This is a genomic window from Mycobacteriales bacterium (assembly GCA_040902655.1).
Classification (GTDB): domain Bacteria; phylum Actinomycetota; class Actinomycetes; order Mycobacteriales; family SCTD01; genus SCTD01.
Genome location: JBBDWV010000059.1, coordinates 1 through 11,605, shown reverse-complemented (window position 1 = coordinate 11,605; position 11,605 = coordinate 1). Strand labels below are relative to the sequence as shown.

Below are 11,605 nucleotides of genomic sequence, written 5' to 3'. Positions count from 1 at the left end.
ACAGGTGCAACAGATCACCGGACCCGACCCCAGCGAGGAGCCCGCACCCTTCTGACGCACCCGGATCAGCTCCTCCTGGTAAACGGATCCGATCCTGCGCCTCGGCCGTGCCTGCCTCACCAGGAAGGAGCAGCTCGGTGTCGCCGAGCCGCCAGGCGCGGCGGCACCGCTGCCGTACGGCACCGAAGTCACCGTCAGGGGAGAGTGAAGCCGGACGTCCTGTCTGTCTGCCGGCACAAGCTTCCGCCGCCGCCGCGCGAGGCCTCGCGTGACCCGGGTGGCCCGGGAGCCGTCGCCCGTGGAGAAGCCCTGCGCCGCGCGGGTGAACCTCGCCGTGACGAGGAGCAATGTGCCGTGTCGTCCGTTCCCTGCACGGGACTGCGTCGTTGGTCGGTTCACGACCGGCGCCGCCTACGCTTGCCGGCGGGGCGGCGCTGTCGCCCGTTGCCCGCACCGAGGAGATGAATGACCGCCACGGCTCCGGCTCGGCCGTTGAGCGCCGAGGGCCGCGGGCGGCTGCCGGCGCCGGTTCGGGACCGCCGGCCCGCCCTGGCGGCGCTGGCGCTGCTGCTCGTGCTCGGTGGCGCGCTGACCAGCGCCCTGATCGCCTACCGCAGCGGTGACCGGGTCGACGTGCTCGTGGCCCGCGTCGACATCGAGATCGGGGCGGTCGTGACCGCTGCGGACTTCGGCGTCGCCCGCGTCGCCGCCACCGGCGCGGCGACGATCGAGGCTGCCGCTGCCCAGAACTTCGTGGGCACCAGCGCCACCACGCGCATCCCGGCCGGGACGCTCCTGAACCGCAGCATGTTCCTGTCCGCCTCCGGCGTCGTCCCCCTGCGGTCGGTGGTGGTCGGCGTGGTGCTGTCGGCCTCGCAGCGGCCGGCCGTGGAGTTGCGCGCCGGCGACGTCGTACGGGTCTTCCTCGTCCCGCGCGACACCAGTGGCGTCACCACCGGCACGGTGCTGGCCTCCGCCGTGCGGGTCGCCGAGATCGGGACCTCGGGCGGTGGCGACGCCCTGCGGCTGTCGCTGCTCGTGCCGGAGAGTGCGGCGACGGCGATCGTCGGCGCCGCCGCGACCAACAGCATCGCCGTCACGCGGCTGGCTCCGGAGACCCTGCCGGCCGTCGACTTCCGGACCGAGTGATGGGCCCCGGCACATGGGCGTGATCGCCTTTCTCTCCGCCAAGGGTTCACCGGGCACCACCACCACGGCCCTGCTGGCCGCGGCGCTCTGGCCCGAGCCGGTGCTGCTGGTGGACGCCGACACCGAGGGCGGCGACGTCGCGCTGCGGCTGCGGCGTGCCGACGGCGCGCCGGTGGACCGGTCACGCGGGCTGCTGAGCCTGCTGCCGTTGGCCCGGCGGGAGATGCAGCCCGCGACGCTGCCCGAGCACGCGCAGGTCCTGCGCGGCGGCGTGGAGGCCATCGCCGGCCTGTCGGCGCCCGGGCAGGCCGGCGCGGCGAGTCACCTGTGGACCAACCTGGCGGATGCCTTTGCCCGCACCGCGGACCGGGACGTGCTCGTCGACTGCGGGCGCGTCTCGCACCAGTCGGTGCACCTGCCGTTGCTGCAGCGGGCCGACGTCGTCGTCTGCGTGCTGAGGCCGGACGTCAGCGGCGTGGTGCACGCCCGCGACCGGCTGGCCGGGCTGCAACCCTCCCTCGTCGGACCCGACGGGCACCGCCCCCGGGTCGGGCTGGTCCTGGTCGCCGAGCGCCCGAGCGGGCGCGACGCCGAGGGCGCCGCCGGCGTTCTCTCGCGGGACCTGCCGGGCCTGGACGTGTTCGGGCGGCTGGCCCACGATCCCGCCGGCGCCGCCGTGTTCGAGGGTTTCGAGGTCTCCCGGCCGGAGCGGACGCTGCTCGTGCGGTCCGGGCGGGCGATGGTCGACGAGCTTGTCGCCGCCGTCCGGCGCGAGCGCCGCGGGCAGGGACCGGCGCTGCCCCACCCCGAGCCCGGGACAGATGGCCAAGAAGCCACGCCGGCCGCTCCGGCCCCGGCCGGGCACGCCGCGCCCGGGCGGCGGGCCGGCTCCCGCGGTCGCAGCCTGCTGCCGCGGCGGACACCGACGGGAGCCACATGAGCACCGCCGCCGACCACGTCCTGGTCCGTCGGCTGCGCGCCGAGGTCGCCGAGCGGCTGAACTCCCAGCGGCGTCGCGACGAGACCGCCGGCCGTGCCGCGATGACGGTCGAGGACGAGCGCCAGTACGCCCGGAGCCTGATCGTCCAGGTGCTCGAGGACCACGCACGGCGGGAGATCAGCGAGGGCCGGGTCCCGCAGACCCCGGAGGAGGAGGAGTCCACGGCGGCCGCCGTGCACGCGGCCCTGTTCGGCGTCGGCCGGCTCCAGCCGCTGCTCGAGCACCCCGAGGTCGAGAACATCGACATCAACGGCTACGACCAGGTCTACGTCGGCTACAGCGACGGCAGCGAGGTCCTGCACGAGCCGGTCGCCGAGTCCGACGAGGACCTGATCGAACTGGTGCAGGTGCTGGCCGCGAACGTCGGGCTGTCCAGCCGCCCGTTCGATTCCGCGAACCCGCAGCTGGACCTGCGCCTGCCGGACGGCTCGCGCATGTCGGCGGTGATGGGGGTGTGTCAGCGGCCGTCCATCAGCATCCGGCGCAGCCGGCTGGGCAAGGTCTTCCTCGACGACCTGGTCGGCTCCGGGACGATGAGCGCCGACCTGGCCGGCTTCCTGAAGGCCGCCGTCCGGGCCCGCAAGAACGTGATGATCGCCGGCTCGACGAACTCCGGCAAGACCACCCTGCTGCGCGCGCTGGCGAACGAGATCCCCTCCCACGAGCGTCTGATCACGGTCGAGCGCGCGCTCGAGCTCGGGCTGGACCAGTTCCCCGAGCTGCACCCGAACGTCGTGTCGTTCGAGGAGCGGCTGCCCAACAGCGAGGGCCTCGGTGGGGTCGGCATGGCCGAGCTGGTCCGTCGCAGCCTGCGGATGAACCCCAGCCGCGTCATCGTCGGCGAGGTCCTGGGCGACGAGATCGTGACGATGCTCAACGCGATGAGTCAGGGCAACGACGGCTCGCTGTCCACCATCCACGCGAACAGCTCGCTGGAGGTCTTCAACCGGATCAGCACGTACGCGCTGCAGTCCGCGGAGAACCTCCCGGTCGAGGCGACCCACATGCTCATCGCCGGCGCCATCAACTTCGTCATCTTCCTGCGCAAGCGGAACACCTACAGCGAGGGCGGCGGCCTGGCCCGCCTCGTCGAGAGTGTCCGCGAGGTGACCGGTGTCGACGGCCGGGTGCTGTCCAGCGAGGTCTACGCCCCGGGCACCGACGGGCGGGCGGTGGCGTACGCACCGGTCGAGTGTGTCGACGACCTGGTCGCTGCCGGCTGGGAGCCGGACCTGCGCGCCCGGTGGTCGTCGTGACGGAGCTGCTCCCGGCGCTGCTGGCCGGCGGCGCGATCGGCGGCGGCCTGCTGCTGCTCGTCCTGGCGGTGCGCGGGGTGCCCCTGCGCGACCCTGGCTCGCCGAGCCTGTGGCGCCGCAGCGTGCAGAGCAACAACGGGGCGCTGCCCACCCGGCTCGGCGCCGCGGTCGGCACCGGCCTGCTCGTCCTCGCGGTCACCCGCTGGCCGGTGGCGGCTGCCGCTGTCGGCCTGCTCGTTGCGCACTGGGACCGCATCGCCGGCGGCGGCGGGGAGGAGCGCCTGGCGATCCTGCGGCTGGAGGGTCTGGCCGTCTGGACCGAGTCGCTGCGCGACACCATCGCCGGCGCGGTCGGCCTGGAGCAGGCCATCCCGTCCAGCGTCGAGGCGACCCCCGCGGTGCTGCGCCCGCCGCTCAACCTGCTGGTGGACCGGCTGCGCATCCGCGAGCCGCTGCCGGACGCGCTGCTCGCCTTCGCGGAGGACCTCGACGACCCGAGCGCCGACACCGTCGTCGCCGCCCTCGTCCTCAATGCCCGGCTGCGCGGCCCGGGCCTGCGGGACGTGCTCACCGCGCTGGCGACCAGCACCCGCGAGGAGCTCGACATGCGCCGGCGGGTCGAGGCCAGCCGCCGCAGCGTGCGCCGCAGCGTGCGGCTCATCCTGGGCATCGTGCTGTCCGTCGCCGGGGCGATGGCGCTGCTGAACCGCGAGTACGTCGCGTCCTACAACGGCGTGCTCGGCCAGTTCGTGCTGCTGATCGTGTGCCTGCTGTTCCTGGCCGGGCTGCTGTGGCTGCGCCGGCTGGCCAGGCCGTCGCAGGTCGAGCGGATCCTCGGCGCGGGTCACCCGGCGCGGGTCCCGGCGCAGGTGTAGCGATGACCGCCTCGCTGCTCGCCGGCGCCGTCGCCGGAGCCGGCCTCTACGCCCTGCTCCGGGTCTTCCTGCGCCCGCGCCCGGGCGTGGCCGCGCTGGTCGCCCGGATCGACGGCGGCGCGCGTTCGCTGCGGCCGCACACCGCCACGGCGCTCGAGCTGCAGCAGGGGCTGTCGGGTGCGGCCCGCAACAGCATGCAGGTCCTCAGCGACCGGCTGGAGGCGACCGCCGCCGAGCGCGGCTGGCAACTCGGCCGGGTGCGCAAGGACCTGGCCGTCCTCAACAAGACGGTCGGCTCCTTTCTCGCCACCAAGATCGTGCTCGGGCTGGCCTTCTTCCTGCTCGCGCCGATCCTGTACTCCACGCTGCGTACGGCGGGGGTGCCGCTGCCCGGCGGGGCGCCGCTGCTGGCCGCGCTGGTCTTCGGCGCCTTCGGCTTCTTCCTGCCCGACCTCGCGCTGAGAGGGGAGGCGGACCGCCGCCGGCGTGACTTCCGCCGGGTCGTCGGTGTCTTCCTCGACCTCGTCGCGATGAACCTGGCCGGCGGCCGGGGCCTGCCGGAGGCCCTGCTGGCCGCCTCCAGCATCAGCGACCACTGGGCCGTCATCCGGATCCGGCAGGCCCTCGCGAACGCCCGGCTGATGGGCAACACGCCCTGGCAGGCCCTCGGGGAGCTGGGCGACGAGCTCGGTCTCGACGAGCTGCGTGACCTGGCCGGCGCACTCGGCCTGGCCGCCGACGACGGCGCCAAGATCCGCTCCTCGTTGTCGGCCCGCGCCGCCACCCTGCGGCGCAAGGAGATGGCCGAGAGCGAGGGCGAGGCCGGGGAGCGGTCCCAGTCGATGCTCGTCGCGCAGCTGCTCATCTGTTCGGCCTTCCTGCTCTTCCTGGCTTTCCCGGCCATGGAAAGGCTGGTCGGCGTATGACCCGGCAGGCACTATGTCCACCACGCGTTCACGACCCGTACCGCGCATCGTCCGTCAGCCGACGGACTCCGAAGGAGCTCCTGATGACCGCTCTGCACACCGCCCTCGCCGCCCTGGCCACCCTCACCGGTCGCACCACGCGGCGGGTCGGTCGCGGCGCCCGCGACGCCGGCGCCTCGGCGCTGGAGTTCGCGATCATCGCGGCGATCGTCGTCGTCGCGGCCTCGGTGATCGGTGCGGTCATCTACAACATCGTCGACACCAAGAGCACCCAGCTCGACAACTGCGCGAACCAGCCCATCGGCTCCGCGCAGTGTGCGCCGTAGCAGGCGCCCCCCGCGCACGCTCCCGGCGGCTGCGGGGTGATCGGGGGGCCAGCGCGCTGGAGCTCACCTTCGTGGCACCCGGCCTGCTGCTGTTCATCTTCTTCTCCATTCAGGCCGGGCTGTACTTCTACGGCCGGGCGGTCGCCGAGCAGGCGGCCCGCGAGGGCGTCAGCAAGCTCCGGCTGGCGCAGACCGAGGCGATCTCCGACAGCATCCGGGCCGACGTGCAGACCGCCGTGGAGGCCTACGCCGTGACCGTCGGCCGCGAGACGCTGCTCGACCCGGAGGCCACGACGACGTACGACGCGGACGAGGGCAAGGTGTCGGTGACGGTGCAGGGCAGCGTGATCACGCTCGTCCCCGGGCTGGACCTGCGCGTCACGCAGCGGGTGTTCGGCGAGATCGAGCGCTTCGAGGGCGACGAGCGGCCGTGACCCGGACCCGGGGGGAGGCCGGCTCGATGGCCGTCGAGCTCGCCTTCGTCATGCCGCTGCTGTTCGCGATGCTGTCGCTGCTGTACGGCTACGGCCGGGTGGCCCAGATGAACGGCACGATGGAGGCCGGCACCCGGGACGCCGCCCGCAGCGCCAGCCAGGCCCGCAGCGCCGCCGAGGCGCAGCAGGTCGCCGAGCGGGCCGTCCGCAGCAGCCTGCCGGCGGGGGCCACGGCGTGCCTGGACACGCTCGCGGTCGCCCTGCAGGGCGTCTTCGAGGGCGGCTACGCGATCACCGTCGAGACGACCTGCCGCTACCCGCTGGGTGACCTGCTGCCGGGGGTGCCCGGCACGGTGGAGGCGTCCTCGTCGTTCACCAGCCCGCTGGACCCGAACCGGGGCGTGCGGTGAGGCGGCTGCACGGCGACGCCGGCGCGCTCGCGCCGATCGTGCCGGTGTTCGGGTTCATTCTGCTGCTGCTCGGCGGGCTGGTCATCGACGCCTCGCGGCTGCTCAACGCCCGCGGCCGAGCGGTCGCGTACGCCGAGGAGGCGGCCCGCGCGGGCGCCGGCGCGATCCGCCCGGGGCAGGCGGTGCTCGAGCTCGACGAGGCTGTCGTGCGGGCCCGCGTGGACGGCTACTGCGCCCAGATCCTGGCCGACGACGACCAGAACCTCGGCGGCGGCGTGCTCGAGTGCGCGTACCGCCCGCCGTTGCGCGAGGTCGCCTCCGACGATCCGCGCCGCCTGCTCGTGGTGGTCTTCGTGCGGCTGGAGATCGCTGCGTCGCTGCTCGGCATCGTCGGAGTGCAGACGCTGCGGGCCTCCGGCGAGGGCCGCGCCCGGCCGTACGAAGGGGTGGACCCGCAGGATCTGGACAGCAGCCCGCCGCCGGTCGACTTCCTGCCGGCGACGCCGCCCGGGCTGCCGCCTCCGGTCGAGGTCTCGGCCTTTCCGGAGCCCCTGCCGACGCCGCCGTCTCCCTCGCCGACCCCCATACCGTCGCCGACAGACCTGCTGGCTTCGCCCAGCCCCACTCCCGAGCCGACTCCGGAGGCCGGTACGTGATCCGTCGAGGCACCAGAGCTGCGGCGGAGGCGTATCCTCCGTGCGCGGCGAGGACGCTGTCGCGTCGCGCAGGATGTGGATCGGAGGGCCGGCCGTGAAGCGAGGCGCCGGCGCGGTCACGCTCTGCCTGATGCTGCTGGCCGTCTCCGGCTGCAGCGGCGACGCACCGCGCACCACTGCCCCGGTCGCGAAGGATCTGGTGACGGCCGCCCCCTCGGTGGAACCGTCGCCGTCCCCCTCGCCCTCGCCGACCCCGGAGCCGCTGTCGCCGTTCGAGGGGGATCCGGCGGTGCAGGGGCTGCGGGCCTATCTCGCGGCGCTCGCCGACGCGGTGAACGCCAAGAACCTCGAGCTGCCCGCCTTCGTCGCCGCCAGCACCGAGCGTCGTGCCGCTCTGCACCAGGACCTCTACGGGCAGCTCATCGGCCGCTACTACCCCGGCCCGAACCCGGTCGCCGTGCTCGGTGTGCAGGTCGTCTCGCCGACGGCACGCAACGTGCTCGCCTGCTCGGTCGAGAGCGGCTACGACCTCGACAAGCCGGGTGGCGTGCCCGACGAGGAGCGAGAAGTGCTCGGCGGCCAGTTCGAGATGGTTCTGGAGGACGGCCGGTGGAAGGTCAACCGGGCGGTCGGGAACCACGATGTCCACTGCGACGGCGTGCCGCTGCAAGGGGAGGCCGCATGACCCGGCACGACCGGACGCTGTCCCGGATCCTGGCCACCGCCCTGGCGACCGCCCTGTTCGCCGGGCTCGCCTCCGGCACGGCACAGGCCGGCCACAGCGGCAACTTCGAGGCGGCCTCGAACCAGGCGCCACCGTCCACGTCGGCCCCTCAGTACGACACGGCGAAACCCACACCGACTCGGACCTGCCGGATGTACGGCTCGGCATCGGGCTACGGGATGCTCTGCTCTGACGGCCCCGGTGGTGCGGGCCTCACCCTGGCCGCCCTCCTGCTCACCGCCGGCCTCGACTTCTCCACGATGGACGAGTTCTGCTGGGACGACCCCGACCTGCCCGACGGATTCCAGCCCGCCGCGTCCCAGAGCGGGCCCGGCCGGTGGTGGCTGCACACCTGCCTGAGCTTCGACGGAAACGTGGTGAGCCGCACCACCGCCAGGCTCGCGTACGAGTTCGACTTCCACGCGCCGGACACCGAGCGCCGGCTGACCGCCAGTGAGAGCGCCGTTCTGGAGTCGATCACCGGACGCGGTCAGATTCCCTTCCTGCAGGTGCAGACCAGCCCCATCAGCTCGCCGCGGGTCGGCCAGGACGTCGCCTTCTCGATGCTCTGCGACTCAAAGGTGCAGTGTTCGGGCGGCCGCGTCGCGACACCCCCGCTGACCGTGGGTGGCGTCACGATGCACGCCGAGCTGGTGCACCTGCGGGTGCTGCCCGAGGGGCCGGCCCGCCCGGAGAAGGAGATCAACTGCGTCGGGGCCGGGAGGTCGTTCGCCACGGCCGAGGCGCTGGACCAGCACCCGGACGGCGACCCCACCGTCTGCCGCTACCGCTACGAGCGCTCCAGCAAGGATGCCGGCGGGGGCACCAGCGGGGACCGCTACCCGGCCGTCGTCATCGCCTTCTGGCAGATCTACTACGACCAGGGCGATGGCGTGAAGCGCAAGCTCGGCCTGCCGTACGAGAAGTCCACCACCAACCAGATCCGGGTCACCGAGGTCCAGACCCTCGTCGTCAGCTGAGCGAAGGACGCCCCCCGATGGCCACTGCCACAGCCAGCCCCCCGTCGGTCTCCCGGCTGCCGAGCCGCCGGCCGAGCCGCTCCGAGCGGCGCCGCGAGCTGCGCTCCGCCGCCCTGGCCGTCCTGGGGCTGCTGGTCGTGCTGGTCGGGGTGCCCGCAGCCCTGGTGCTGGGTGTCGGCAACCCGCTGCCGACCAGCCTGCCCGATCGAGGGTGGCTGACCGCGCAGATCACCGCCGGGACGGTCCTGCAGGTGCTGGCCGGCGCGCTCTGGCTGGTGTGGGCGCACTTCGCGGTATGTGTGCTGACCGAGTGGCGGGCGGCCCGCCGCGACAGGGGTGTCGCGTCGCAGGTGCCGCTGGGCGGTGGCAGTCAGCTGCTCGCCCGCAGGCTGGTGGCCGCCGCGCTGCTGCTGGCCGGTGCCGCGACACTCGTCCCGTCCGGGACCGGCGCACCGGTCGCCGCGCCGGCCGCGATCAGCACGAGCGTCGCCCAGCAGGCCGGCCCGGGCGTCAGCCAGCAGGCGCCCACCGCGGACCCGGCCGCGGCGCCCGAGCAGCTGCCGGTGACCACCCCGGCGGCCGGCCCTGCCAAGACCTATGTCGTCCAGCCGCCCGCCGGCCGCCGCTACGACAGCCTCTGGGACATCGCCGAGCGCACCCTCGGTGACCCGTTCCGCTACCGGGAGATCTTCGAGCTGAACCGGGCCAAGGTGCAGGACGACGGGCGCAAGCTCGTCGACGCCAACCTCATCCACCCCGGCTGGGTGCTCACCATGCCGGCCGACGCCCGTGGTCCGGGCGTGGGCACGCCCGTGCTCGCGCCGCCGCAGCGGCCGGCCCCGCAGGCCCCCGTCGAAGCAGCGGCCGACACGGCCCAGGCGCCGTCCGTCGCGGCGCAGGCTGTCGAGGCGCCGGCCGGCGCTCAGGCTGTCGAGGCGACCGCCGGCCCGGCCACCGAGCGGGTCCTGCTCGGCGGCGGCCTGCTGGCCGCGGGCGTCCTGGTGGCGCTGTCCGCCCGGCGCGGACCCTACGGCCGCCCGCCGGTCGCCGGTCCGGAGGAGCAGCTGCGGCTGGCCGCGACGCCGCAGCGGGCCGGCCTGCTCGACCGGGCGCTGCGCGGCCTGGCCGACAGCTGCGCGACGGCGGCACGGCCGCTGCCCGAGATCGCGGTGGCGTACTGCGACGAGGAGCACGTCACGCTGTCGCTGGTCGGTCCGGCGGCGGAGCCACCGGCCCCCTGGACACCGGTGTCGGACGGCCGCGGCTGGACCGTGCGGGCGCAGGACGTCCCGGAGCCGGCGCCGGACGTCGCCGCGCCCTACCCGGCGCTGGCCGGCATCGCGCTGTCTGGCCACACCGATGTCCTCGTCGACCTCGAGGCCGCCCCCGGCCTCGTCTCGCTCGAGGGTGACCCGGTGGTAGCGCGCGAGATTGCGGCGTCGCTGCTCGTGGAGCTGGCGACCAACCTGTGGTCCGACGGTGTGCGCGTCACCGCCGTCGGCTTCGGGGACGACTTCACGGCCGTCGACCCGGACGACCTGACGGTGGCGGACACCCTGTCGGACGTGCTGGCCGGGCTGGAGGCCGAGAGCCGGGCGGCCCGGGGCTGGCTGCAGTCCCTGGGCGAGGGCGACGTCCTGGCCGGCCGCGCCGTGCGCGGCGCGGACCGGCGGCCCCCGCGGGTCGTCGTCCTGTCCGGCCCCCCGACGGGGGAGGAGGCGGAGCGGCTGCACGCTCTCGTCGCCGGCGGCCGCACCCCTCTCGCGGTGGTCTGCGTCGGTTCGTCCGCGGCGGCCCGGTGGCGCTTCACCGTCGACGCCTCCGGCTCGCTCGACCTCGGCGTGCTGGGCCTGCGCGGCGCGGCCCGCCGGCTGTCCCGGGAGGCTTACCTGCCGCTGCTGCAGGCTCTGCGCAACGCCGATCTCGAGCGGAGCGCCGGTTCGTCCGCCATCGGCGCGCTCAGCCCGCGGGCCGCCCTGCAGGAGGTGACGGGCGCCGGTGCCGGAGCAGCCGTCGCTGCCGCTCCGGCCGACCGGCCCGTCCCGGCCGTCCTGCCGCAAGGCCCGGCCGCGGTCGAGGTTCGGCTGCTCGGCCCGGTCGAGGTGCTGGCCCCGGGGCCGGTCGACCCGGCCGCCCGGGGACTGCTCACCGAGCTGGTCGTCGCCGCTGCGCTGCACCGCGGCGGGCTGCACGAGGCCGTGCTGCGCGCCGAGGTCTGGCCACGCGGCGTCGGTGACGACGTGCTCACGGCGGCGGTGGCGCAGGCGCAGGCCTGGCTCGGCACCGCGGCGGACGGCCTGCCCCGGCTGCGCCGCGACGGACACGGCCGCTACGTCCTGAGCTCCGAGGTGCACACCGACTGGGACCTCCTGCAGGCCGGTGCCGCCGCCGACGGTCCGGGGGAGTACGCCGCCCTCGAGAGCGCGCTGGGCGCCGTCCGGGGCGAGGCCTTCACCGCCGCCGGCCCGGGCTTCGGCTCACTGTCCTTCCACCGCTCGGCGCGCGACGCGCGGGTCGTCGGAACCGCGGTGGCCCGCCGGGCAGCTTCGCTGGCCGGCGCGCGCGGCGACCGGCCCGCCGCGGTGCGCCTGCTGCGAGCCGGGCTGACCCTCGTGCCGGCGGCGGAGCCGCTGTGGCGCGACCTGCTGCGACTGACCGCTCCCGGGGAGCCCGCGGCCCAGGTCGTGCGTGAGCTCTACACTGCGCTGGCTGCGCACGGCCTGCGCGCCGAGCCGGAGACCGATGCGCTCGTGCAGCAGGTCGCGCCCGGAGCCGCGCGCGGTACTGCCTGACGGATGACAGCTGCGGCATTTCCGGCGGATCGGCTGTGTGACGCAGCGGCCCTGCGTACGCTGCGCCTCGTATCCCT

At 74.8% G+C, this 11,605-nt stretch carries 12 protein-coding genes; all 12 read left to right on the top strand.

What is annotated here, in order from left to right:
* Window positions 1-465: 465 nt before the first annotated feature.
* The 12 genes from WD794_17040 (at window position 466) to WD794_16985 (ending at window position 11,528) form a co-directional block, all read left to right on the top strand.
* Window positions 466-1,149 carry an SAF domain-containing protein gene (locus WD794_17040; protein MEX2292019.1) on the top strand — a complete coding sequence of 228 codons (684 nt, stop codon included), beginning with the start codon at window positions 466-468 and terminating at the stop codon, window positions 1,147-1,149.
* Window positions 1,150-1,168: 19 nt separating this feature from the next.
* A complete protein-coding gene (locus WD794_17035; GenBank protein ID MEX2292018.1) occupies window positions 1,169-2,089 on the top strand; it encodes a hypothetical protein in 921 nt (306 codons plus the stop codon).
* A complete protein-coding gene (locus WD794_17030; protein MEX2292017.1) occupies window positions 2,086-3,405 on the top strand; it encodes an ATPase, T2SS/T4P/T4SS family in 1,320 nt (439 codons plus the stop codon). Before WD794_17035 ends, WD794_17030 begins: the two co-directional genes overlap by 4 nt.
* A complete protein-coding gene (locus tag WD794_17025; protein ID MEX2292016.1) occupies window positions 3,402-4,280 on the top strand; it encodes a type II secretion system F family protein in 879 nt (292 codons plus the stop codon). Before WD794_17030 ends, WD794_17025 begins: the two co-directional genes overlap by 4 nt.
* Before the next feature lie 2 nt (window positions 4,281-4,282).
* Window positions 4,283-5,206 (top strand): type II secretion system F family protein, encoded by a 924-nt coding sequence (locus tag WD794_17020; protein ID MEX2292015.1) that lies wholly within the window; start codon window positions 4,283-4,285, stop codon window positions 5,204-5,206.
* Between the two features lie 83 nt (window positions 5,207-5,289).
* The gene (locus WD794_17015; GenBank protein MEX2292014.1) at window positions 5,290-5,532 is read left to right on the top strand and encodes a hypothetical protein; all 243 of its coding nucleotides are present in this window, start codon (window positions 5,290-5,292) and stop codon (window positions 5,530-5,532) included.
* Window positions 5,520-5,966, top strand: coding sequence for a TadE/TadG family type IV pilus assembly protein (locus WD794_17010; GenBank protein MEX2292013.1), 447 nt, complete (start codon window positions 5,520-5,522; stop codon window positions 5,964-5,966). The genes WD794_17015 and WD794_17010 overlap by 13 nt, the downstream gene beginning before the upstream one ends.
* Window positions 5,963-6,376: a TadE family protein gene (locus WD794_17005; GenBank protein ID MEX2292012.1), complete on the top strand. Its 414-nt coding sequence runs from the start codon at window positions 5,963-5,965 to the stop codon at window positions 6,374-6,376. Before WD794_17010 ends, WD794_17005 begins: the two co-directional genes overlap by 4 nt.
* A complete protein-coding gene (locus WD794_17000) occupies window positions 6,373-7,032 on the top strand; it encodes a pilus assembly protein TadG-related protein (protein ID MEX2292011.1) in 660 nt (219 codons plus the stop codon). The genes WD794_17005 and WD794_17000 overlap by 4 nt, the downstream gene beginning before the upstream one ends.
* Before the next feature lie 94 nt (window positions 7,033-7,126).
* Window positions 7,127-7,717 carry a hypothetical protein gene (locus WD794_16995; protein ID MEX2292010.1) on the top strand — a complete coding sequence of 197 codons (591 nt, stop codon included), beginning with the start codon at window positions 7,127-7,129 and terminating at the stop codon, window positions 7,715-7,717.
* On the top strand, window positions 7,714-8,736 hold the full coding sequence (locus WD794_16990; GenBank protein MEX2292009.1) for a hypothetical protein: 1,023 nt from the start codon (window positions 7,714-7,716) through the stop codon (window positions 8,734-8,736). Before WD794_16995 ends, WD794_16990 begins: the two co-directional genes overlap by 4 nt.
* 17 nt (window positions 8,737-8,753) lie before the next feature.
* Window positions 8,754-11,528 (top strand): hypothetical protein, encoded by a 2,775-nt coding sequence (locus WD794_16985; protein MEX2292008.1) that lies wholly within the window; start codon window positions 8,754-8,756, stop codon window positions 11,526-11,528.
* The last annotated feature ends 77 nt before the right edge of the window (window positions 11,529-11,605 follow it).